This is a genomic window from Pseudomonas sp. GWSMS-1, from assembly GCF_049847425.1.
Taxonomy (GTDB): Bacteria; Pseudomonadota; Gammaproteobacteria; order Pseudomonadales; family Pseudomonadaceae; genus Aquipseudomonas.
The window spans coordinates 3,061,954-3,084,555 of the sequence record NZ_JBMHHV010000005.1; the positions used below are offsets into that span (position 1 = coordinate 3,061,954).

The 22,602-nt window shown below is 60.8% G+C and carries 25 protein-coding genes and 1 riboswitch; of the genes, 11 read left to right on the forward strand and 14 right to left on the reverse strand.

Annotation, left to right across the window (positions count from 1 at the left end; all coding sequences use genetic code 11):
- Positions 1–86 precede the first annotated feature (86 nt).
- On the reverse strand, positions 87–479 hold the full coding sequence (rpsI, locus tag ACEPAJ_RS18090) for a 30S ribosomal protein S9 (protein WP_425916739.1): 393 nt from the start codon (positions 477–479) through the stop codon (positions 87–89).
- 14 nt (positions 480–493) lie between these two features.
- Positions 494–922, reverse strand: a complete 429-nt coding sequence (gene rplM / locus ACEPAJ_RS18095; protein WP_090249152.1) for a 50S ribosomal protein L13 — start codon at positions 920–922, stop codon at positions 494–496.
- Between the two features lie 249 nt (positions 923–1,171).
- Here rplM and ACEPAJ_RS18100 point away from each other — a divergent pair, with 249 nt between their 5' ends.
- Complete coding sequence (locus tag ACEPAJ_RS18100) at positions 1,172–2,209, forward strand: NADP(H)-dependent aldo-keto reductase (RefSeq protein WP_425916741.1); 1,038 nt, start codon at positions 1,172–1,174, stop codon at positions 2,207–2,209.
- 59 nt (positions 2,210–2,268) lie between these two features.
- Here the strand turns inward: ACEPAJ_RS18100 and ACEPAJ_RS18105 are convergent, their stop codons facing one another.
- Positions 2,269–3,405: an acyl-CoA dehydrogenase family protein gene (locus ACEPAJ_RS18105; RefSeq protein ID WP_425916743.1), complete on the reverse strand. Its 1,137-nt coding sequence runs from the start codon at positions 3,403–3,405 to the stop codon at positions 2,269–2,271.
- A 240-nt stretch (positions 3,406–3,645) separates the two neighbouring features.
- Between ACEPAJ_RS18105 and ACEPAJ_RS18110 the strand changes: the two genes are divergently transcribed.
- A complete protein-coding gene (locus tag ACEPAJ_RS18110) occupies positions 3,646–4,551 on the forward strand; it encodes a GlxA family transcriptional regulator (RefSeq protein ID WP_425918091.1) in 906 nt (301 codons plus the stop codon).
- A gap of 80 nt (positions 4,552–4,631) precedes the next feature.
- On the opposite strand, the gene ACEPAJ_RS18115 is transcribed toward ACEPAJ_RS18110, so the two are convergent.
- The 3 genes from ACEPAJ_RS18115 to ACEPAJ_RS18125 form a co-directional block, all read right to left on the reverse strand.
- The gene (locus ACEPAJ_RS18115; protein WP_274087526.1) at positions 4,632–4,808 is read right to left on the reverse strand and encodes a DUF6435 family protein; all 177 of its coding nucleotides are present in this window, start codon (positions 4,806–4,808) and stop codon (positions 4,632–4,634) included.
- 105 nt (positions 4,809–4,913) lie between these two features.
- Positions 4,914–5,540, reverse strand: coding sequence for a 3'-5' exonuclease (locus ACEPAJ_RS18120; RefSeq protein ID WP_274087527.1), 627 nt, complete (start codon positions 5,538–5,540; stop codon positions 4,914–4,916).
- A 3-nt stretch (positions 5,541–5,543) separates the two neighbouring features.
- Entirely contained in the window at positions 5,544–6,023 is a 480-nt protein-coding gene (locus ACEPAJ_RS18125) for an NYN domain-containing protein (protein WP_425916746.1), read from the reverse strand.
- Between the two features lie 132 nt (positions 6,024–6,155).
- Between ACEPAJ_RS18125 and ACEPAJ_RS18130 the strand changes: the two genes are divergently transcribed.
- On the forward strand, positions 6,156–6,818 hold the full coding sequence (locus tag ACEPAJ_RS18130; RefSeq protein WP_425916748.1) for a YciC family protein: 663 nt from the start codon (positions 6,156–6,158) through the stop codon (positions 6,816–6,818).
- A gap of 32 nt (positions 6,819–6,850) precedes the next feature.
- On the opposite strand, the gene ACEPAJ_RS18135 is transcribed toward ACEPAJ_RS18130, so the two are convergent.
- On the reverse strand, positions 6,851–7,696 hold the full coding sequence (locus tag ACEPAJ_RS18135; RefSeq protein WP_274087530.1) for an SDR family oxidoreductase: 846 nt from the start codon (positions 7,694–7,696) through the stop codon (positions 6,851–6,853).
- A gap of 35 nt (positions 7,697–7,731) precedes the next feature.
- The gene (locus ACEPAJ_RS18140; RefSeq protein ID WP_425916751.1) at positions 7,732–7,971 is read right to left on the reverse strand and encodes a CDGSH iron-sulfur domain-containing protein; all 240 of its coding nucleotides are present in this window, start codon (positions 7,969–7,971) and stop codon (positions 7,732–7,734) included.
- A gap of 241 nt (positions 7,972–8,212) precedes the next feature.
- On the opposite strand from ACEPAJ_RS18140, the gene ACEPAJ_RS18145 reads away from it, so the two are divergent.
- Positions 8,213–8,956 carry a substrate-binding periplasmic protein gene (locus ACEPAJ_RS18145; RefSeq protein WP_425916753.1) on the forward strand — a complete coding sequence of 248 codons (744 nt, stop codon included), beginning with the start codon at positions 8,213–8,215 and terminating at the stop codon, positions 8,954–8,956.
- A 2-nt stretch (positions 8,957–8,958) separates the two neighbouring features.
- Here the strand turns inward: ACEPAJ_RS18145 and hrpB are convergent, their stop codons facing one another.
- Entirely contained in the window at positions 8,959–11,508 is a 2,550-nt protein-coding gene (gene hrpB / locus ACEPAJ_RS18150) for an ATP-dependent helicase HrpB (RefSeq protein WP_425916755.1), read from the reverse strand.
- Between the two features lie 166 nt (positions 11,509–11,674).
- Between hrpB and ACEPAJ_RS18155 the strand changes: the two genes are divergently transcribed.
- The 5 genes from ACEPAJ_RS18155 (at position 11,675) to ACEPAJ_RS18175 (ending at position 14,754) form a co-directional block, all read left to right on the forward strand.
- On the forward strand, positions 11,675–12,094 hold the full coding sequence (locus tag ACEPAJ_RS18155) for a polyribonucleotide nucleotidyltransferase (protein WP_425916757.1): 420 nt from the start codon (positions 11,675–11,677) through the stop codon (positions 12,092–12,094).
- A 99-nt stretch (positions 12,095–12,193) separates the two neighbouring features.
- Entirely contained in the window at positions 12,194–13,093 is a 900-nt protein-coding gene (locus tag ACEPAJ_RS18160) for a cation diffusion facilitator family transporter (RefSeq protein WP_425918093.1), read from the forward strand.
- A gap of 331 nt (positions 13,094–13,424) precedes the next feature.
- Entirely contained in the window at positions 13,425–13,904 is a 480-nt protein-coding gene (locus ACEPAJ_RS18165; protein WP_425916759.1) for an Lrp/AsnC family transcriptional regulator, read from the forward strand.
- A 179-nt stretch (positions 13,905–14,083) separates the two neighbouring features.
- Positions 14,084–14,287, forward strand: a complete 204-nt coding sequence (locus ACEPAJ_RS18170) for a DUF2788 domain-containing protein (RefSeq protein ID WP_274087537.1) — start codon at positions 14,084–14,086, stop codon at positions 14,285–14,287.
- A gap of 74 nt (positions 14,288–14,361) precedes the next feature.
- Positions 14,362–14,754: a globin gene (locus tag ACEPAJ_RS18175; RefSeq protein ID WP_425916761.1), complete on the forward strand. Its 393-nt coding sequence runs from the start codon at positions 14,362–14,364 to the stop codon at positions 14,752–14,754.
- Here ACEPAJ_RS18175 and ACEPAJ_RS18180 read toward each other — a convergent pair whose 3' ends face one another.
- Positions 14,755–15,324 (reverse strand): pseudouridine synthase, encoded by a 570-nt coding sequence (locus tag ACEPAJ_RS18180; protein ID WP_425918095.1) that lies wholly within the window; start codon positions 15,322–15,324, stop codon positions 14,755–14,757. It abuts the gene before it with no gap.
- Positions 15,325–15,529: 205 nt separating this feature from the next.
- Here ACEPAJ_RS18180 and ahr point away from each other — a divergent pair, with 205 nt between their 5' ends.
- Both ahr and ACEPAJ_RS18190 read left to right on the forward strand, forming a co-directional pair.
- Positions 15,530–16,564: an NADPH-dependent aldehyde reductase Ahr gene (ahr, locus tag ACEPAJ_RS18185; protein ID WP_425916763.1), complete on the forward strand. Its 1,035-nt coding sequence runs from the start codon at positions 15,530–15,532 to the stop codon at positions 16,562–16,564.
- Between the two features lie 59 nt (positions 16,565–16,623).
- Entirely contained in the window at positions 16,624–17,064 is a 441-nt protein-coding gene (locus ACEPAJ_RS18190; RefSeq protein ID WP_425916765.1) for a GNAT family N-acetyltransferase, read from the forward strand.
- An 11-nt stretch (positions 17,065–17,075) separates the two neighbouring features.
- On the opposite strand, the gene amn is transcribed toward ACEPAJ_RS18190, so the two are convergent.
- From amn to ACEPAJ_RS18210, 4 genes are all read right to left on the reverse strand, one after another.
- Positions 17,076–18,548: an AMP nucleosidase gene (gene amn / locus ACEPAJ_RS18195; protein ID WP_425916767.1), complete on the reverse strand. Its 1,473-nt coding sequence runs from the start codon at positions 18,546–18,548 to the stop codon at positions 17,076–17,078.
- 363 nt (positions 18,549–18,911) lie between these two features.
- On the reverse strand, positions 18,912–19,592 hold the full coding sequence (locus ACEPAJ_RS18200; protein WP_425916769.1) for an energy-coupling factor ABC transporter permease: 681 nt from the start codon (positions 19,590–19,592) through the stop codon (positions 18,912–18,914).
- 55 nt (positions 19,593–19,647) lie between these two features.
- Positions 19,648–19,855: riboswitch (cobalamin riboswitch) on the reverse strand.
- Between the two features lie 101 nt (positions 19,856–19,956).
- Entirely contained in the window at positions 19,957–21,609 is a 1,653-nt protein-coding gene (locus ACEPAJ_RS18205) for an acyl-CoA dehydrogenase family protein (RefSeq protein ID WP_425916771.1), read from the reverse strand.
- Positions 21,606–22,259, reverse strand: coding sequence for a TetR/AcrR family transcriptional regulator (locus ACEPAJ_RS18210; RefSeq protein ID WP_425916773.1), 654 nt, complete (start codon positions 22,257–22,259; stop codon positions 21,606–21,608). Before ACEPAJ_RS18210 ends, ACEPAJ_RS18205 begins: the two co-directional genes overlap by 4 nt.
- Positions 22,260–22,602: the final 343 nt, after the last annotated feature.

Below are 22,602 nucleotides of genomic sequence, written 5' to 3' on the forward strand. Positions count from 1 at the left end.
CATGATGCCGCAGAGCAAATAATCACCCATAAAAAACGCCCAGCTCCGAAAGGAAGCTGGGCGTCTTTTTGAACGCAGGTAGCGAATTAACGCTTGGAGTACTGCGGACGCTTACGCGCTTTACGCAGGCCAACCTTCTTACGTTCAACTTCACGGGCATCGCGAGTCACGAAGCCAGCTTTACGCAGTGCAGGACGCAGAGTTTCATCATAGTCCATCAGGGCGCGAGTGATGCCGTGGCGGATTGCGCCAGCCTGACCACTTACACCACCACCGACAACGGTGATGAACACATCAAACTTCTCGGTCATCTCAACCAGTTCCAGCGGCTGACGAACTACCATGCGGGCAGTTTCGCGACCGAAGAAACCTTCAAGAGTGCGGTTGTTGATGGAGATTTTACCAGTGCCCGCACGCAGGAAAACACGAGCGGTTGAAGTCTTGCGACGGCCAGTGCCGTAATTTTGAGTCGCCGACATAATGAACTATTCCGTTAAAACTTCAGTTCTTGGGGCTGCTGAGCAGTGTGGGGGTGAGCAGCGCCCGCATACACTTTCAGCTTACGATACATGTCGCGACCCAGCGGGTTCTTCGGCAGCATGCCTTTAACCGCGGTCTCGATCACGCGCTCAGGGGCTTTAGCGATCAACTTTTCGAAGTTGATCGACTTAATGCCGCCCGGGAAACCGGAGTGGGAGTAGTACATCTTGTCAGTGGTCTTGGCACCGGTAACGCGAATCTGCTCAGCGTTGATGATCACGATGTAGTCACCGGTATCAACGTGCGGAGTGTATTCAGGCTTATGCTTGCCACGCAGACGGCTTGCAACTTCGGTAGCCAGACGACCCAGGGTCTGACCTGCAGCGTCGACGACAAACCAGTCGCGCTTAACTGTTTCCGGTTTAGCAGTAAAAGTTTTCATTCTTTATAGCCTCAGGGGCCGCCCTGATAAATAAGACGGCGGATCTTACTGAATAGTGCTTACTTTGACAAGGTCAAAGGCAGCCGAAAACAGGCGCTATCGGGGGCTCGGGTCAGCGCGTCCGTAATACGGCAAGATTCTTCGGCAGGCGGCGCATCACTTCCACTGCAGAAAGAGGTGCGCAATTATGCAGATTTCGCGGAGAATTTCAACACACTTACGCCAACCCGTCGTTTTAAGGAGCTTGCAATGGATTATCGCCAACTCGGCCGCACCGATATCACGGTCAGCAGCCTGTGCCTCGGCACCATGACCTGGGGCGAACAGAACAGCGCCGACGAGGGTATCGCCCAGATCGAGCGCGCCAAGGCTTACGGTATAAATTTTATCGACACCGCCGAGATGTACCCGGTCCCGCCGCGCGCCGAAACCTACAGCAAGACCGAACAAATCATCGGCGATTACTTCAAGCAACGCGGCGACCGCGCTGACTGGGTACTGGCCAGCAAGATTGCCGGCCCCGGCAACAGCATCAGCCATATCCGTGACGGCCAACTCAAGCACAACCGTGCGCACATCGTCGCAGCACTGGATGCCAGCCTCAAGCGCCTGCAGACCGACTGGATTGACCTCTACCAACTGCACTGGCCAGAACGCCCGACCAATTACTTCGGCCAACTCGGCTATCACCATCAGGACAGTGAATTCACCCCACTGGAAGACACCCTCGAAGCCCTCGATGAGCAGGTCAAGGCCGGTAAAATCCGCCATATCGGCCTGTCCAACGAAACGCCCTGGGGCACCATGAAATTCCTCCAGCTGGCTGAAGAACGCGGCTGGCCGCGCAGCGTATCGATCCAGAACCCCTACAACCTGCTCAATCGCAGCTTCGAAGTGGGCCTGGCAGAAATTGCCATCCGCGAACAGTGCGGCCTACTGGCCTACTCGCCCCTGGCCTTCGGCATGCTCAGTGGCAAGTACGAGGGTGGCGCCCGCCCGGCCGATGCGCGGATCAGCCTGTTCAGCCGCTTTACCCGCTACACCAACCCAGAATCGGAAGCGGCCTGCGCAGGCTATGTTGCCCTGGCACGCGAGCATGGCCTGGATCCCGCGCAAATGGCGCTGGCGTTTGTCACTGCACAGCCGTTCGTCACCAGCAATATCATCGGCGCGACCAGCCTGGAGCAGCTGGACAGCAATTTGGCCAGTAGCGAGCTGAAACTCTCCGCCGAGGTACTGGCTGGTATCGAAGCGATTCACAAAGCCCAACCCAACCCAGCGCCCTGACCGTTACAGCGGCACAAAAAAGCCCGGCAATTGCCGGGCTTGTTTTATTCCGCAAATGATTACAGCGAACGGGCGATGATTTCTTTCATGATCTCATTGGTGCCGGCATAGATGCGCTGAACTCGCGCATCAGCCCAGGCGCGCGCCACCGGATACTCCCACATATAGCCGTAGCCGCCGTGCAGCTGCACGCACTCATCCAGCACCTTGCACTGCAAGTCGGTGCCCCAGTACTTGAGCATCGCCGCGGTCGGCACATCCAGCTTGCCCTGCAGGTGCAGCTCCAGGCAGCGATCGACAAATACGCGACCGATCTGAATTTCAGTGGCCATTTCAGCCAGCTTGAAGCGGGTGTTCTGGAAGTCTGCCACCGCCTTGCCAAACGCCTTGCGCTCGCGGGTGTAGTCCAGCGTCCACTGCAACGCCGCCTCGGCCGACGATAACGCCCCCACACCGACGGTCAGGCGCTCTTGCGGCAGTTCCTGCATCAGATAAGCGAAGCCCATACCGGCCTGGCCCAGCAGGTTTTCCTTGGGCACCCGCACATCCTGAAAGAACAGCTCGGAGGTGTCCTGCGCCTTCATCCCGACCTTTTCCAGGCGCTTACCCTTGGAGAAGCCTGGCGTGTTGGCTTCCACCAAAAACAGACTGGTGCCCTTGGCGCCGGCTTTTGGGTCGGTTTTGGCCACGACCACAACCAGATCAGCGAGAAAGCCGTTGGTGATAAAGGTCTTCGAGCCATTGATCACATACTCGTCGCCGTCCAGCACCGCAGTAGTTTTAACGCCCTGCAGGTCAGAACCGGCACCCGGTTCAGTCATGGCGATGGCGGTCACCATTTCACCGGATACCAATTTGGGCAGGTAGTGCTGTTTTTGCGCCTCGCTGCCGTAATGCAAAATATAAGGCGCCACGATGTCGGAGTGCAGCGAGAAGCCAATACCGGTCAGGCCCAGGCGCCCCACCTCCTCGATCACCACCGTGCTGTAGAGAAAGTCCGCCGCCATGCCGCCATACTCTTCGGGGAGATGCGAACAAAGCATCCCCGCCTCCCCGGCCTTGCTCCACAGCGCACGATCGATGTGGCCGTCCTTCTCCCATTGCTGATGGAATGGCACGGCTTCCCGCTCAAGAAACTTACGCACGCTGTCGCGAAACTGTTCGTGTTCAGCGCTGAAAATCGTTCTGGGGATCATGGCAACACCTACTAAGCGAGTAGCGTTTAAAGTGGCCTCGACTTTAGCCAAGCAAACGCTTGGTTACACTGGACACAAGCGCCAATAAATAAGACGATCCAGCCAGCTCATGACCACTTAGCCCCTATAAGAACAATATTTATGTTGATTTCGTCACCAGCGCCGCTGCACCGCGTCAGCATCCTAGCCACCGAAGGCGTATTTGCCTCGACGCTGATGCAGGCCAAGGATTTCTTCCACATGGCCAGCCTGCGCTACGGCAAACAGCAGGGCCTGGGCCTGACACCGACCTTCGAGATCCACCTGGTCAGCCCCGACGGTCTGCCGGTGCGCAGCTTCAGTGATGTACTGATCCCAGTCGACGGCGCGCTGGAGGATGCCGACGTGATCATTCTGCCGGCGTTCTGGGATGACTTCGACGCGCTGTGCCAACGCCATCCGCAGGTACTCAGCTGGCTGAAACAGCGCCATGCTGCCGGCAGCGTGATTTGCGGCGAAGCCACCGGCGTATTCTGGATGGCCCAGGCCGGCTTGCTCGATGGTAAGGAAGCGACCACCTACTGGCGGTTTTTTAACGAGTTCACCGAGCGCTTCCCCAAGGTACTGCTCAACCAAGAGAAACACTTGTCAGATGCCGACAACCTTTACTGCGCCGGCGGCACCACCTCGGCCTGCGACTTGTACATCTACTTAATCGAGCGCTTCTGCGGCGCCAACGTAGCCCAGGGCGTGGCCCGCGACATCCTCTATGAAGTGCAACGCAACTACGCCCCTGGGCGCATTGGTTTTGGCGGGCAGAAGCTGCACCATGACATGACCATTCTGCAGATCCAGCAGTGGCTGGAAGGTCACTTCGCCGACAAATTTCGTTTCGAGGATGTCGCCCGCGAACACGGCATGAGCATTCGTAATTTTATGCGGCGTTTTCAGACGGCCACGGGCGATAAACCTCTGCATTACCTGCAACGCCTGCGCATTGAAACGGCCAAAGGCCTGCTCAGCGCCACGCGTAAGAGCATCAAGACCATCAGTTATGAAGTGGGTTACGACGATGCCAGCTTCTTCGCCCGGCTATTCCGCCAACACACAGAGCTATCACCCAACCAGTACCGCCGGCAGTTCCAGCACAAGGACAGCCACGCATAAGGTCGCCGCTCAACGCTCCAGCTGAGCACCGCAGCAACGTAAAAGGCTGCCCAGGGCAGCCTTTTTCATTCCCCGAACAGTCAGGGCTTATCGCGCTCCAACGGTTCAAGCTGAACCCACAACGCCTGCGCCTCTTCACTCAGGGTGGCGTAACTGCGGATATCGCCGTTGCGTTGAGCCTGCATGGCTTCTTCCAACTTGGCGCTGTATTGCTTGCGCAACTTCTTAGCGGGGTCGCTTTTAAACAAACCAAACATGCTTGATGCCTCTGCCGAGAAACGCCGAGATAAGCGCTTGCTCAGCTTAATTCAGTCCCGCGCGCAACTCGGTACCCAGATGTAACAAGGTACGAAGGCGTCACTTCAGCCACGCGCGTGATCGCGTATTTTCTGCAACGCCTGAGACATCTTGGCCGCCGGTACCCGCTGCAGGTTACACAGCAGCTCATGGGAAATATCGGCTATGCCATGACGCTCACGCAGCAGCGCCGCCATAAAGCAGGTCAGGTTGGCGGCCATCTCCGCATCGGCCAGCGCCCGGTGCGCCTGGCCGGTATCCGGCAAGCCCGCCCAGCGGTTGAGATTGCCCAACTTGTGGCTCGGCGCCATCGGTAACAGGCGACGCGACAACAACAGTGAACAGGCAAACGGCTGCACGCGCTGACGACGAATCAGCGCCAGCTCGGCATCCCAGAACTTCTGGTCGAAGCTGGCGTTGTGCGCCAGCAGCGGGCGATCACCGACAAACGCCGCCACCTCCTGCATCACCTGCGCGGCAGGCGGTGCCGTGCGCAACATGGCATTGCTGATACCGGTGAGCTGCTCGATAAAGGGCGGCACCCAGGCACCGCTGTTCATCAGGCTTTGATAACGAGCGACGATCTGCCCGCCCTCGACTATCACCACCCCGATCTCAGTTGCACGAGCCTGCTGAGCCGGCGACATGCCAGTGGTTTCGAAGTCGAGTACCGCGATGGAATCTGCAAGCATTGATCAGTTTCTCAGCAACAGGCTGCCTTCAATCGGCACATAACGGCTCGCCGCGCGCACCAGCGATTGCGCTGTCAGCCCTGGCACGCCATAGGCGACAGCCTCGACACCATGACTGCTGCGAATTTTCTCCAGCAACAGGTCAAAATCACCATCACCCGAGGCCAGCACCACCTCATCGACATGCGGCGCGGCGTCCATGATGTCGATGGTAATGCCCACATCCCAATCACCCTTGGCCGAGCCATCGCTGCGTTGGATATAGGGTTTGAGTTTGACGGTAAAACCGAGGTTGCGCAGGATCTGCTGAAACTGCTGCTGCTTCTGATCACCGCGATCGATGGCATAGGCGTAAGCCTCGACAATCTGCCCATGCTGGCTGATATCAGCCCACAACGCGGCGTAATTGAAGTGGCACCCATAGGCCTGGCGCACGGTGTAATAGAGGTTCTGTACATCGGCGAATACGGCGATCTTCTTCACCGGCAATCCTCATAACAGGGCAATAAGCGCCGGGCAGTATGCCTGAAGATCAATGCAGGCAGCGCCGGCATCAATTGGAGGCCCTGGAGCAATCGGCTAAAGTGGCGGCTGCCTTCCTCAACGCGGCCCATCATGAACCTGTTCTTTGTATTGCGTGACGCCTGGTATTTCTTTACCCACAACCTGGCGGCGATTACCCGTCTGTGCCTGCCGCTGATCGTGCTTGAAGGCTTGCTGCTGCAACAGGTCAGTGGTTTGGTCGCCGCCGAGTCTGCGGCGCTCTGGCGCCTGCTCGCTGGCCTGTTGTTCTACCCGCTCTACAGCGCCGCGCTGATTTTGTTTCTCGATGCGCGCAGCCAAGGTGTGCAACCACCCGCCCGCGACCTGCTCGCCGCAAGCCTGCGTCTGTGGCCAAGCTTTGCTGTACTGGCAGGACTCAACACCCTGGCTATTTTGCTTGGCGCATCGTTATTCGTGCTGCCGGGGCTATGGCTGATGGTCAAACTGGCGTTTGCCGAGTACCTGTTGGTCCTGCGTGGCCTGGGCCCAATGAAAGCACTGCATACAAGCTTCGAGATGAGCAGCGGTTATTTCTGGCCCATGCTCGGTTGCATCCTGATTGTCATGCTGCCGCTGTGGCTGCTCGACGGCTGGAGCCAGTCCAACGCAGCCATCGCCGACAATGCCCTGGCCAGCCTATTACTGGACTGCACCAGCCGCTTTCTCCAGCTGTTTTCCAGCGTCGTGCTATTTCGCCTGTTTATGCTGCGCAGCAGCCAGCCCGACATCGAGTGATACGGCAACGCCTGAACGCGGCGTGCCTGGCATCAGGAGCGCCCCGCGCGCTGAGGTTTCAGGCCAGACAAGCGCGGTAACAGCACGCGTTCAAACACCCGCGGGAAGAATCGCGCCAGCACCCGTGCGCGCCAGTCGACATTCGACAACACCAACAGACGCCGACGCTTCAGCGCGCCCTGATAAATCGCCTCGGCGACATCCTGCGCTGACGCCACCTTACCCATCGCCAACGGCGGCTGGGCCGCCACCGAGCCATCGCCAACCAAAGCATTCTTGCGCAGGTCGGTGGCCGTGAAACCCGGGCACACCAGCATCACATTGACCCCGGAGCCTTTCAGCTCATAACGCAGGGTTTCAAACAGTCCATGCAGCGCATGCTTGCTGGCGTTGTAGGCGCTGCGATAGAGCAGCGGCGCAAAACCCGACAGCGAACTGAGCACGATGATCTGCCCGCCACGGGCGATCAGGCTAGGCAGCGCGGCCTTGGTGCAATGCAACGCACCAAAATAATTGACCGCCATAATCCGTTGGAACACCGCCAGCTCAGTGTCGGCAAAACTGCTGCGGTGAGTGACCCCAGCGTTATTGACCAACACATCAACACCGCCAAAACGCTCAACAGTCAGGGCCATCGCCCGCTCCACCGCCACGGCATCCGCCACGTCACAGAGCACGCCCAACGCCTCAGCGTTGTGGTGATCCGCCAGGTGCTGCACCAGGCTGTCGAGCGCCTGCTGCTGCAGGTCAAAAATCACCAGCCGCGCCCCGGCCTGGGCCAGACGAATGGCCAAGGCCCGGCCGATGCCGGCACAGCCACCGGTAATCAGCACAACCTTGCGGTCGAATACTTTATTGGCGAACACCTTGCGGTACATAACCTGCCCCCAACCCCGTTACGGCAAAGGCGTTACTACAACCTGTTATGGCTGCCATCGCAACAGGGCGGCGTTTGCGTGTGCTTGCAGCCACAGAAGTACAGGGTTGCGTCCGCGTCCGCATGGTATTTCAGCGGGGTAAAAGCACTGCCTTTATGCTGCCCATCACAAAAAGGCTGCGAAGCGCTGCGCCCGCATCGGCACCAGAAATAATCCTGGCCGGCGGTGACTGCAACCGCATAGGGGTTACGTTGGGCAATCGTTGGCGTTTCCATAAAACCTCCTAGGCAAAGGGGCATGCGCTGCCGACACTCACCAGCGACATGCTCATTTGCTCAGCATAGTTCACCCCTTCGCGACTCCGCGCAGAGCGCTACTCACGTAGGAGCGTTACCGGCCATGAACTAATGTTTGCAGTATTGCGCTAGACAACAGCGCCGGCAGTTAGCCATGCTCACCGCATGTGACAGTTTTATAACGAAAAGACGGCAGATAGCCGCAGTACGTAATCACTTAATGCCACGATCTCTCTGCCTTGCGCTGTTCGCAGCGTTCTTCTGCGGGCTTAGCCACGCTGCCACCACCGACGACACCCGGCCGTTGGTGCAGGTCGGTTATTACGAATTTTCACCCTACTCCTACACCGACAGCCAGGGGCTTCCCAAGGGCACCATCCTGCAACTGAGTAAACGCCTGCTGGAGCATGCCGGGTATCGTGGCGAATTCCGTTCCTACCCCAGCGCGCGCCTTTACAACGCCCTGCAGGATGGCAGCGTGCAGGTTTGGCCTGGGGCGCCGGGTAAAGTGGAGCTGCGTGAACACACCCTAGAGGCCCGCATCCAGCTAAGCGAAATTATCCTCAACCTGTATTTTCGCCACGACACCCTGATGCCGCGCCTGCCTGAAGACCTCAAAGGCCGCGGAGTGATCATGATCAGTGGCTACACCTACTGGCAGCCGATCAACCAGATGCTCAACGACCCGCAACTGGCCGTAGAGCAACACCGCACCGGCACCCACACCGCCGCACTGGAAATGCTTCAGCGGCGTCGTGGTGACTTCCTCCTCGACTACCAGACCCCAGTGGAGCAGGCGCGCAGACGCCTGGGCATGACCGAACTGCCGTATGTGGAGCTGCAGCGTATTCCACTGAAATTGATCGTCTCCAGCCACGCGCCAGGGGCCGAAGCGCTGCGTGATGCACTGGATCGCGCCTATGAAGAGTTGCAGGCTGCTGGCGAGAACCTACGCCTGCCTTAAACCTACTTACGCGGCTTGGCCCGCGCAGTGGGTTCGGCGATCAAGGGATCATCCGGCCAGTAATGCTTGGGGTACCTGCCTTTAAAATCCTTCTTCACTTCGGCATAGGTGCTGCGCCAGAAGTTGGCCAGATCCTGAGTCACCTGCACCGGCCGCCGCGCGGGCGACAGCAAGTGCAACTTGACCACCTGGCGGCCGCCGGCAATGCGCGGCGTATCGGCCAAGCCAAACAACTCCTGCAAGCGCACCGCCAGCACCGGTGGGTGCTCGTTGTAATCCAGGCTAATGCGCGAGCCGGAAGGCACCTGCACACTCCGCGGCGCCAGCTCATCCAGGCGCTGTGGCAACGGCCAGGGCAGCAGATTAAGCAGCAGACTGGGCAAGTCCAGATTGGCGAAATGGCTGAGCCGGGTGACGTTATCCAGATAAGGCTGCAGCCAGCCTTCCAACGTCGCCAGCAAGGCGGCATCACTGACATCCGGCCACTCGCTGGCGTTTTTGCTGGCCATATCCAGCCCGCGCAGCAAGGTCACCCGCGCTTGCCATTGGCGCAGCTCCGGCGTCCAGGGCAGCAGCGCCAGGCCCTTACGCCGCACCAGCCCCAGCAAGGCACGGCTGCGTTGCTGGGTAGTGAGGCCGGTGAGCGGCTCACGCGACAGCACCAGCTCACCGACCTTGCGCTGGCGTTCGGCGCGCAGCGCACCTTCGCGCTCATCCCAGTCCAGCACCTCCAGGCTGCTGACCTGCTCGGCCAGCACGCCTTCGAACAGCTGCGATTCCAGCTCGGCGGCCAGGTAGATGCGTTCTTCGCGCTGGCCCTGACGACTGCCCAAGTCGGCCACCACCAGCCAGCTGTGCTTCATCAGCCCATCAACCTCGGCAAACAGCGCCGCCCGGCCATTGGCCAGGCGATATTCCGCGCCACCGGCACGGCGCTGCTGAGCGATCCGGTCCGGGTAGGCAAAGGCCAACAACGCACCGAGCCAACGCGGATGCTCAGGATCATTGACCGCCTGCGAGCTCGGCCGACGCTTGAGGTAACCCTGATATTGCCGAGCGAGTTGCCGGGCCCGCTGCACCCCACCTCGGGCGGCGTTCTGCTGACTGCCCCGGGCGCCGCGCGCCTCACCCGCTAACAGCGCCAAGCGACTGTGTAAATCAGCCCCACCACCACGCAGAATATCGCGCTCACCGAGCAATGCCGCCAGGTCGCAGGCCAATGGCCCCAGGCCCAGTTCCTGACCGCGTAGCAGCAAATGGGCAATACGTGGATGAGTCGGCAGCTCGGCCATCGCCTGACCGTGAGCGGTCAATTTGCCCTGAGCATCCACCGCGCCCAGGCGCCCCAGCAGCTCCAAAGCCTGGGCATAGGAAGCCGCCGGTGGCGGATCAAGCCAGACCAGTTCGGCCGGCTGCACGCCCCAGCGCACCAGTTGCAGCGCCAGCCCGGCGAGGTCTGCCTGGAGCATTTCCGCGCTGCCATAAGCGGCCAATTGTTCATGCTGCGCCTGCGACCATAAGCGGTAGCACACGCCCGGCTGCAAACGCCCCGCCCGGCCGCCACGCTGAGTGGCTGAGGCGCGAGAAATGCGCTGGGTATCCAGGCGCGTCATGCCACTGTTCGGGTCAAAACGCGGCACCCGCGCCAGCCCAGCATCGATCACCACGCGCACGCCATCGATGGTCAGGCTGGTCTCGGCGATATTGGTCGCCAGCACCACCTTGCGCAGCCCGACAGGCGCCGGTTCGATGGCGGCGCGCTGGGCGCTGAGGTCCAGTTCGCCATGCAGCGGGCAGAGCAAAATGTCGCGACGACCGGACAGCGCCTCGGCCAGTTGCTCATTAACCCGGCGAATTTCTGCCTGCCCCGGCAGAAACACCAGCAGGCTGCCCGACTCATCAGCCAGCGCCTGCAGCACACATTGCAGCACTTTCGGCTCAAGCCACTCGCCCGTCTGCCAGGGCGCGCCCCAGCGGATATCAACCGGAAACATGCGCCCTTCGCTGCGCAGCACCGGGGCATCACCCAGTAAACCGGCCAGCCGCTCGCCTTCCAGGGTCGCCGACATCAGCAGCACCTTCAGCGGCAGTTCACCGGAGTCCGCGCCGCGGAACATCGCCCGACCATTCAGGCACAACGCCAGCGCCAGGTCAGCGTCCAAATTGCGCTCATGGAATTCGTCAAAGATAACCAGGCCAACGCCTTCCAGCGCCGGGTCGTCTTGCAGGCGCCGAGCCAGGATGCCTTCGGTAACGACCTCGATGCGAGTGCGCGGGCCGACCTTGCTGTCCAGGCGAATGCGGTAACCCACGGTTTCCCCCACCGTTTCACACAGCTCGCTGGCTAGACGCTCGGCGGCGGCCCGCGCCGCCAGCCGCCGCGGCTCAAGCATGATGATGGTTTGTCCGGCCAGCCAGGGCTGCTGCAACAGCGCCAACGGCACGCGGGTGGTCTTGCCGGCGCCGGGTGGCGCCTCCAGCACCGCCTCGTCACGCTGGACCAGGGCCGCACACAACTCAGGCAGCAAGACATCGATAGGCAGGGAATTCATGCGGGCTCCATTTAAGGCGCACGATTATAACGGCGAACCTGTCAGGCATTGCTGCTGTCTGAGCTACAGCCATTGCCCCTTACAAAATGCAGCAGCAACGCCTGACGCAGCGGTATTGCGCTGAGGGCATTGCTATAGTTGCGCCACTTTTCCCAGGAGATGCTCAATGCGTACCAAGACCCGTGTGATCGGCAGCCTTCTCATCGCCGCGCTGTTCACCCAACTGACCGCCTGCGGCACCTTGTTCTACCCCGAGCGACGCGGCCAGATCGAAGGCCGTATCGACCCGGCGGTCGCCGCGATGAATGCTATCGGCATCCTCTTTTTTGTATTGCCTGGGCTGATCGCCTTCGCGATCGACTTCACCACCGGTGCGATTTATCTACCTGGCGGACAATCGGCCCAAGTTGCACCTGAAGACTTGCAGCAGTTGGTTGATGCCAACGGCAAGGTTGATCCGCTCAAGCTCAAAGCGCTGATCGAAGTGCAGACCGGCCATAGCCTGCCCCTGAATGATCCGCGCCTGACCCAGCACAGTGGCAGCGTTGAGCAGTTGGCCGCTTACGGCCTGCGCCCGGCCGCCTAAACCGCAGCACCACAGCGCTTACCTTATTTCGTGTAAACCTGGCAGAACGCCCAGCACCTTGGATAGCCCGTGAACATATCGCTGCCCCATGCACGCCTGATGCGCCTGGCGACCTTCGCCGCACTGGCAACAGCTCTCACCCTGGCGCTGGCCAAAGCCATTGCCTGGTGGCTCAGCGGCTCGGTCAGCTTGCTGGCAGGCCTGACCGACTCGCTGCTTGATGGCGCCGCTTCGCTGCTCAACCTGATTGCCGTGCACTACGCCCTGCGGCCGGCCGATGAGGACCACCGTTACGGCCACGGCAAGGCCGAAGCCCTTGCTGGCTTGGGCCAGGCACTGTTTATCGGGGCCAGTGCAGTGCTGGTGGGTAGCCACGCCATCGATCGCCTGCTGCACCCTGAGCCAATTGGCGCGCCCGCCCTGGGCATTGCGGTGATGCTGCTGTCACTGGCGATGACCGTTGCCCTGTTGCTGTTTCAACACCATGTTGTTCGCGAGACCGGTTCCACGGCGATTCGTGCCGACTCGCTGCACTACCGCTCGGACCTGCTGCTCAACAGCAGCATCCTGTTGGCGCTGGTGTTAGCCAGTTACGGCTGGCCACAACTGGACGCCCTCTTCGGTATCGGCATTGCGCTGTACATCTTCTGGAGTGCCATCAGCATCGCCCGCGAAGCCGCGACGGTATTGATGGACAAAGAACTCGACCCACAGATCAGTGCGCAGATGCATGCGCTGGCCTGCGCGGTGCCCGGTGTATTGGGCGTGCATGATTTACGCACACGGCTGTCTGGCACCCACTGGTTCGTCCAGCTGCATGCGGAGCTACCCGGCGAGCTAAGCCTGCAGCAGGCACACACCCTCTGCGAGCAGGTAGAAGCCGCGATTCGCCGCGAGTTTCCGCGGGCTGAAGTGCTGGTACATGCCGACCCCAGCAGCGTGGTCAAACCGCCACAACAAGGCTCGCCAGCAAACGCTGATCAGCCGCCAACCGGTTGACCCAGCAGAAAGCCAGGCACAAAAAAGGGAGGCCTGCAGGCCTCCCTTTTTTGCGTGTCCGTCATTGTGGCGATGATAACGCCTTTTCTTCGCCTGCCTGATTGGGCAGTGCGGACCCGGGTGCCGTGACGATCCGGTGGGATCGGCGGCGACCGCTCACCTGATTGGGCGAGGCGGCTGGACGTATCGTCCGGGCCTTGAAGTTGAGGTAAAGCTTACGCCTGCCGGCGCAACGAAAGATTGCTAATAATGCCGACATACTCACCACTTGCGCAATTAATTACCACAAGTGCATTATTTACAGCAATCCAAAAACAAAAGCATGGCAAACATGAACAGACTTGATCGTTACGACCTGAATATCCTCGCCGAATTGCAGCGCGACGCGACCCTGTCCAACCAGGACCTGGCCGAACGTATTGGCTTGTCGCCTTCACCCTGTTCGCGCCGGGTCAAACAGCTGCAAGACGACGGCTATATCCTTGGCCAGGTCGCCCTGCTCGACCGCAAGCAGCTCGGCCTAACACTGACCGCCTACGTGCTGATTGGCATGGACAAGCACACCCCGGAACGTTTCGAGCATTTTCAGGAAGAAATTCGCAAATGCCCGCAGGTGCTCGAATGCTGCCTGGTCACCGGGATGGACGCGGACTATCAGCTCAAGGTGGTGGTGCCGGACATGGATCACTACCAAAAATTGCTACTGGGCACCCTGACCCGTATCGAGGGCGTATCCAGTGTGCGCTCCAGCTTCGTGCTGCAGCAGATCCTTTCCAGTACCCAGCTGCCGTTACAACACCTGCGAACCTGATCTCGTTCTGCGAGTAAACGTACATCGCGGCGCAGCCACGCAACGGCGTATAATCACCGGCTTGCTGCTGTGCCTTGTGCGACCCGCCCATAAGAGCCTCGCGCTCACACTATAAAAATGCATCGTCCACCTCCCGCCCTAGCTGGCGGCACAGTCTGTCTTTGCCAAACGAGGTTGCGATGGAAACCGAGCTGTTTGAAGAACTGATGATGACCGTCCTGGTTGGCGGCCTGGTGCTGTTTATGGCGTTTATCGTCTGGGACCTGGCGAAGAAATCCAAGGCCGGACGCTTCGGCACCATGATCCTGTTCCTCGCCCTGGGCCTGGGCGTACTGGGTTTTCTCATCAAATCCTTCGTCATTGCAGGCCTGGAAGGCGTCTAACCGCCCCCGCCCTACTCAATTGACTCACGGCTGCATAACCATGCGGCCTGGACAGCCTTTTATCTGGAGAAAACATGAAAACCACCGACCGCGTGATGCAAAGCTATGGCCGCTGCTGCGCCAGCCCGGACTTTTTCGACAGTTTTTACCGGCACTTCCTCGCCAGCTCGTCAGAGGTGCGTGACAAGTTCGTCAACACCGAAATGAGCGGGCAAAAGCTGCTCTTGCGCCAGGGCATTCTCAACCTGGTGATGCACGCACGCGGCCTGCCCGACACCAAGTTGCGCGCCCTGGGTTGCAGCCATTCACGCGCGGCAATGGACATTCGCCCGGGGCTGTATGACCTGTGGCAACAGGCCCTGCTTGTGACCATCGGCGAGCACGACCCGCAATACTGCAGCGAAACCCGCAGCGCCTGGAATGAAGTCCTCGACAAGGGCATCGCCGTCATCAAAGCCGGCTACTGATCAATCCAGCCGGGGCGTGACTTCACGCCATTGCCCGGGTTGCAAGCCCTCTAGGCTGAACGGGCCGATACGCACCCGCACCAGGCGCAAGGTCGGCAAACCCACGGCGGCGGTCATGCGCCGCACCTGGCGATTACGCCCCTCGCGAATCACCAACTCCAGCCAGGCCGTCGGAATGCTTTTGCGAAAGCGCACCGGCGGGTTGCGATCCCACAACTGCGGCTCATCTAATAGATGTGCTTCGGCGGGCAGGGTTGGCCCGTCATTGAGTTGCACGCCGTCACGCAATTGCTGCAACTGCGCCTCACTCGGCTCGCCTTCCACTTGCACCCAGTAGGTTTTTGCCAATTTGTGCTTGGGGTCGGCAATCCTGGCCTGCAGGCCGCCATCATTGGTCAGCAACAGCAGCCCTTCGCTGTCACGGTCCAGGCGCCCAGCCGGATAGACGCCGGGCACCGCAACAAAGTCCTTGAGGGTGGCGCGGCCCTGCTCGTCGTTGAACTGGGTCAGCACATCGAACGGCTTATTCAGCAGCAATAACCGTGGCTCGGCCGGTGGAGCCTTGGCCACCCGGCGAACAGCCGGTTTGCCAGTGGGGCGACGCGGTGAGTCGGGGCGAGGCGGACGCGACATAAGTAATCCAGGTAAACCGAACAAGGCGGCCAGTGTAACCGAGGCCGCCGTACAACTATCAGCCGGACTTATGCAGGCGCACGCCCTCGGTAGACCCGGCTATGCTAGCTGCGTCCTGTTCTCCGCACCGAGGCTTATTGTCATGAGTTCGTCCGATTCGATTGTCGACACCTTTACCGGCTGGGCCGCCAAAGCCCCTGGCGCAGCCCTTGAACAGTTCAGCTACGACCCAGGTCCACTGGGCGCTGAAGAAGTCGAAGTGGCGGTGGAGTATTGCGGCATCTGCCATTCCGACCAGTCGATGATCGATAACGAATGGGGCAATGCCCGCTACCCCTTTATCCCCGGCCATGAAGTGGTTGGCACCATCGTCCGCCTCGGCGAACAGGCGCGCGGCCTTAAGCTCGGCCAGCGGGTGGGCATCGGCTGGTACAAGGGCAGCTGCATGCATTGCAGCTCCTGCATGGAAGGCTCGCATCAGCTGTGCGGCACGGTGAAACCGACGATTGTCGGCAGCAACGGCGGTTTTGCCGACCGCTTACGCAGCCACTGGGCCTGGGCGTTGCCGCTGCCGGACGGCCTTGATCCGGCCCTGGTCGGCCCACTGTTCTGCGCCGGCTCCACAGTGTTCAGCCCGCTGCTGGACTTCGACGTGAAACCCACCGACAAGGTCGGTGTGGTCGGCATCGGTGGTCTCGGTCACCTGGCGCTGGGCTTTCTCAATGCCTGGGGCTGCGAAGTCACCGCCTTCACCTCATCGCTGAGCAAGCAGGATGAAGCCAAGCGTTTGGGCGCACACAACGTAGTCGCGTCCACCGACAGCGCGGCCCTGAAAGCGATTACCGGCAGCCTGGACTTCCTGCTGGTGACGGCCAGCGCCGACCTGGACTGGAACGCCATGATTGGCACCCTGCGCGGCAAAGGTCGGCTGCACTTTGTCGGCATTGTGCCCAGCGCGATTCCGGTGCATGTGTTCAACCTGATTCCGAAGCAGAAGAGCCTGTCCGGCTCGCCCGTTGGCTCGCCGGCCAACATGGCGAAAATGCTCGAGTTTTGCGCCCGCCATCAGATCCTGCCGCAGGTCGAACACTTCCCCATGAGCAAGGTCAACGAGGCCATCGACCACCTGCGCGCCGGTAAAGCGCGTTACCGCGTGGTGCTCGACGCCAGCAAGTGACAACAGGGGCAAATCAGCCGCATGATTTGCCCCTTTTTTCACCGCCTCATGAGCCACAAATGCCGCACCCGATCGAAACACCCAGTACCACCGACTTCCCACGCCTGCTTGAAGTATGGGAAGCCGCCGTACGCGCCACCCATGACTTTCTCGAAGAGCACGACATTCAGCTGCTCAAACCCTTACTGATTGGGCAGTACTTCCCTCAGGTTCAGCTCAGCTGCATCCGTGGCGAGGATGGCAATATCAGCGGGTTTCTCGGCTATGCCGAGGGCAAGGTAGAAATGCTTTTCGTCGACCCTCTGAAGCACGGCACAGGCGTTGGTCGCGCACTGCTCAAGCATGCAGTGACGCATCTGGGCGCCACGCAAGTGGACGTCAACGAACAGAACCCCAAAGCACTGGGGTTCTACTTGAGTCAGGGGTTCGTGGTGGAACGCCGCTCACCGCTGGATGACGGTGGACGGCCCTTTCCGATTTTGCATCTACGCCTGAGCTAACGCCTGCGGCATCAACGAAACGGCGGCTCATCAAAGCTGCGCAGCTTGCGCGAGTGCAGCGAGTTGAGCTGGTTGCGCAGCAGGTCGAGGGCAGTGATGCCGATGTGCAGGTGCTGGGTCACCGCGCGCTCGTAAAACGCCCCGGCCGCGCCCGGCAGCTTGATCTCGCTGTGCAGCGGTTTGTCCGACACACAGAGCAACGTGCCGTAGGGCACCCGCAGGCGATAGCCCTGCGCGGCGACGGTGCCGCTCTCCATGTCCACTGCAACGGCACGCGACAGGTTGATAAGCGGGCGCTCCTGAGCCCAGCGCAGCTCCCAGTTACGGTCGTCGTAAGTCAGCACGGTGCCCGTACGTAGGCGCTTTTTCAGTTCGTCGCCCTGCTCGCCAGTCACCAGCTTGGCGGCCTCCTGCAACGCCTGCTGCACCTCGGCAAGAGCCGGCAGCGGGATATGCGGAGGCAGAACGCGGTCGAGAATGCCGTCGCGGCGCATGTAGGCGTGAGCCAGCACGTAATCGCCAATGGTCTGCGACTGCCGCAGGCCGCCACAGTGGCCGATCATCAGCCAGCAGTGCGGTCGCAACACAGCCAGGTGGTCGGTAATGTTCTTCGCGTTGGATGGCCCGACACCGATATTGACCAAGGTGATGCCGTGGCCATCATCCGCCTGCAGGTGATAGGCCGGCATCTGGTAACGGTGCCAGATGACGTTCTCGATAATCGCCTGCATTTCGCCTTCGGCCATGCCACGCTCGATCACCACATTGCCCGGCAGCACCATGCGGGTGAACCGCGACTCACCGACCAGCATGTCCAGACCGTGGCGGATAAATTGGTCAACATAGCGGTGGTAGTTGGTCAGCAGAATCCACGGCTGCACATGGCGCCAGTCGCTGCCGGTGTAATGCACCAGACGGCGCAGAGAGAAGTCCACCCGCGCGGCGTCGAACAGCGCCAGCGGCAGCGGGTCGGTGTTTTCCCAGTCATACAAGCCGTCGGCGGTGCCATCGGTGGCCGCAGACAAGTCGGTACTGGGAAATACCCGCGCCAACTCGGCTGCTGTCACCCCGGAGCCAGCCAGCTCATCCCCCTGCTCCACCACATAAGGGTAGGGAATATTCTGCTGGCTGACGCCCACCTCGACCTTCACGGTGAAGTCGCTCATCAGCGGGCACAACTGCTCCAGCAGGTACTTACGGAACGCCGCCGGATGAGTCACGGTAACGCTGTAGGTGCCGGGCACCTGCACCTTGGCATAGGCGCGCACAGTGGTCGGCGCCTCGCCCTGACAGAGGTAGGTCAGGCGCAACTCGGGGTAACGAAATTGGCTCTGCTCAGCGGCATCGGGCTTGATGCGTTCTTTCAAGTAGCGCTTAAGCGCCGCACTCAAGCCATTCGTCGCTTGCAGATGCAGGGCGGCCAGTCGATCCACCGCCTCTTCAGCGGTATTGGCAACAATAAAGTCATCGGAACAAGGGTTCACAAGGCACCTTCCTGGCTGAACGGAATGGCTCTATCTTGCCCTGATACGCGGCACGGGCGATAGCGCGGCGTTGCCTGTGCAGGCAGCGCTACTTGAGTAGCACCTACAGGTCATCGGGCAGCGTTTTTTTGGAGGGAGGGGGGTAGCACGCCAATGCGTCGCAGGCACGGATGACCCAAAGGGAACAAGCCAAGCAACGAGCACCGGGAATGCACAGCAACTGCGCTAGGCATTACGCCGAGCGGCGCGTTTGGCCACACGCCAAGACAGGCCTCACTGTGGTTCAGCCTAAGGCTTAGCTGTGCTTCAGTAACCCGTCTCGGGCCACTGAAGCATGATTCCAGCAGGCTTAAAGGAGCTTGATCAGGCCGGCTGGTGCAAGCGCGTGTTGAACAGCGGACCGCGGCTATAACCAGAGAACGCCTTGGCAGCGGCCAGCACACCCAAGTCGACCAGCGGCTCGATCAGGATCACGCTCATATAGGCCAGACCGAAGCTGCCTACTGCAGCCAGGTTCTCGCCGGAGAAGCCGTTACCATAGACCGCCCAGAAAGCCACCCAGGCGACGATGCCACCCTGATAGGCCGTCGACAGCGCCAGTGCCTGTTTGTAAGAGAGGTCCACATAGGCGGTGCCCGGCGCGATGATGCGCTTGGCCAGCAGACTGATACCCCACAACGGCACCAGCAAGGTCGTGACGTTCATGCCGTATTGCGGCAGGTCAAACTGCGCGAACAGCAGCCCCTGCAGCAGCAGACCAAGCGACAGACCGACAGCCGTTGCACCGGCGCCGAACAGCAGCAACAGGGTCGAGCCGAGGATCAGGTGCACCTCGGAAACGCCCACCGCCTGATGCGGGAAGACTTCGAAGAAACAGAACACCAACGCGGTGGTCAGCAGGCTACGCAAGGCCAGGGCAGCAATGCCGCCGTTGCTGCGGATGCTGTCGAGGGCAAGCTTGGCCGTGAGGCCAAAGGCACCTGCTGCGGTTGCATAACTGAGGAAGAGTTTGGCGCCAGTAACGACTTCGGGTTCGATGTGCATAGAGATTCCTGTACCGCGCCCACCGCGCGATGATCTGGATTGAGGGATTGGGCATCAGTGCCCGGCGTCGATGGCAGGTCTCCTGGCTCACGGCTTAACACTTCGCCCGCCTTCCCGACCTTGCGGCCAGTGGCATTGGGGCGTCGCTCACCGTTTACAGTTGCGGGGGCAGCCATGGCTTCGGTACCTGTTGCAGTACCCACCATGTTCCCTTTTCATCCACTCGCGTAACACGCTGCGGAACCATCGGCGGCCACCTTACCCGGCCGCACGCAGAAATGACAGCGCCCGACGCTGGGCCCGGCTGAAGTTTCAGGCGCGCCCAGCAATCCGCGCAAACACCCATGCTAGAGAGGTCGAAGCCCTAAATCAGATGTGCGGCACTGCGCGCCACCAGTGCACCGACATCAATGCCGCGCGGCAACGTGCCATAAACCCGGCCACCCTGGCCGCCCAAGCGGCTGGCGATAAAGGCGTCGGATACCGCTGCATGACCGGCCTCCAGCAATAACTTGGCTTGCAGCGCCAGGGCTACATCTTCCGTGAGTTGACGGGCGCGATACTGGATGTCCGCGGTGTCACGAAAGTCCGCCTGCAGCTTGCTGATGTGGGCTTTCAAACGCGCATCGCCATGGCCATCGCCCAGCTCGACAAACAGCGCATCAAGCACACCCGGCTCCTTCGACAGTGCGCGCAGCACATCTAAACACTGCACATTGCCCGAGCCTTCCCAGGTCGAGTTGACCGGTGCTTCGCGGTACAGGCGCGGCAGGATAGTGTCTTCGACATAGCCCGCGCCGCCCATGCACTCGGCGGCTTCATTGATCATCGCCGGCGCCCGTTTGCAGATCCAATACTTGCCCACTGCGGTGACCAGGCGGGCGAACTTGTCTTCCTGTTCGTCGTGCGGGTTATCCAGCGCCTTGCCCATGCGCAAGGTCAGGGCCAGGGCCGCCTCGCTTTCCAGGGCCAGGTCGGCCAGCACGTTCTGCATCAGCGGCTGCTCGCTAAGCACGCGCCCGCCCACTTGGCGATGCGCGCAATGGTGCGCAGCCTGGGTCAGCGCCTGACGCATCAGGGCGCTGGAGCCGATCATGCAATCAAAGCGAGTCAGCGCGACCATCTCGATAATCGTCGGCACGCCGCGCCCCTCTTCGCCGACCATCCAGGCCAACGCGCCACGGAATTCGACCTCACTGGAGGCGTTCGACCAATTACCCAGCTTGTTTTTCAGACGCTGGATGTAGAACTCGTTGCGCGTGCCGTCCGGGCGATGACGCGGCAGCAGAAAACAGGTCAGGCCTTTCTCGGTATAGGCCAGGGTGAGGAAGGCATCGCACATCGGCGCGGAGCAGAACCACTTATGGCCGACCAACTCATACGCCTTCCCCGGCCCGCCAAGCCCCACCGCATACGCCTGCGTGGTGTTGGCGCGCACATCGGTGCCACCCTGTTTCTCGGTCATGGCCATGCCGATGGTCGCCCCGGTTTTCTGCTCAATCGGCAGGTTGCGCGGGTCGTACTGGGTGGAGAGGATTTTCGGCAGCCACTTCTCGGCGACGTCAGCCTGCAGTTTGAGGGCCGGCACACTGGCGAAGGTCATGGTCAGCGGGCAACCGCTGCCGGCGTCGGCCTGGCTGTGCAAGTAGCTCATCGCTGCGCGAGCCACCTGAGCGCCGGCGCGCGGATCAGTCCAGGGCATGGACGGCAGGCCATGCTCAATGGCCGCGCCCATCAACTGATGATAGGCCGGGTGAAACTCCACCAAGTCCACGCGATGACCATAGCGGTCATGGCTCTTGAACACCGGTTTATGTTCATTGGCGAGAAAGCCCGCGGCCATCAACTCGCCGCCCGCTAGGCCACCGTATGCGTCCAGACGCTGCTCCGCCCAGCTACCGCCAAAACGCTGGGTCCATTCCTGCAGCGGCAGGTCCACGCGGTACAGATTGGCGCCATCCAGCGGCGGCACCTGGTTGAACACCTCATGGGTTTCGGCATGTTGGCTGGCATTCATGGCTGAGACTCCTCTTCGGGCAGTGGGGCGCCCACGGCGCGTAGACAAAAGGTGACCAGGGCCTGGCTGACTTGCGCCAGGCTGGGGGCTGGATAGCCAGCTTCACGCGCAGCGCGTGCCGGCGGCGACAAAGGGCCGACCAGGACTTCGGCAATCGCGCCGACCAGGCAGGCAGCGACCAGGCTGATTTGCTGCACGCGGAATACCCCTTGCGCCGTGCCCTCTTGGAGCAGCTCGACGAATAGATCGGCATAGGCTTCGCGGTACAACAGCCGTTGTTCGTCGACTTCCGCGTCGACCGGTTCAGCAATCAGCGCGAAGGCCAACTGGCGGCTGTCCCAGGCGCGCGCCGCAAAGCGCTCAAGCCCAGCAGCTAATCGCGCCGCCGGGTTGCCTTGGCCACGCACGGTGGCGGCCAACGCATCGACCTCGCGCTGGCTGGCCACGGCAAACACCTCGGCGGCCAGGCTGCCTTTACTGCTGAAGTGGCGGTACAGGCTGCCAGTGGCAATGCCGACATCCTCGGCCAGCGCCTGCATGGTCAGCGCCGCAAAGCCGCCCTCGGCAACCCGCAGCAGGGCGGCGCTGATGATGCGCTCACGCAGCGCCTGGTCACGGTCAAGACGAAGTGCAGTGGTGCGATAGGCCATGGTCTGAATCCTGATTCACTGTCGCTCAAGTGAATCAGGATTCAGATCATGGCTAAAGGGCGATTCTGGTCACAAGAGAAGGTGTATCGGCCAGCCGCTGGCGCATACAACTCAATAATAAATTTACGATCTCGCGAACTAGAGCCATACAAGGCGCTACGTAGTAACAGTCTTCGGCTGGTCAAAGCAGGCGAGAAACGCAGCGCAGAGGAGTAACAGCCATAGGCTGGCCCGTAGGGTGAGCGCAGCGAATCAAGCGGACTGGGCTCGCATACGAGTTTACGAGCTGTACATAAGCATTCCGAGACGCCGCGCCCCAGCCTGCTATAACGCAGTAGGGCCG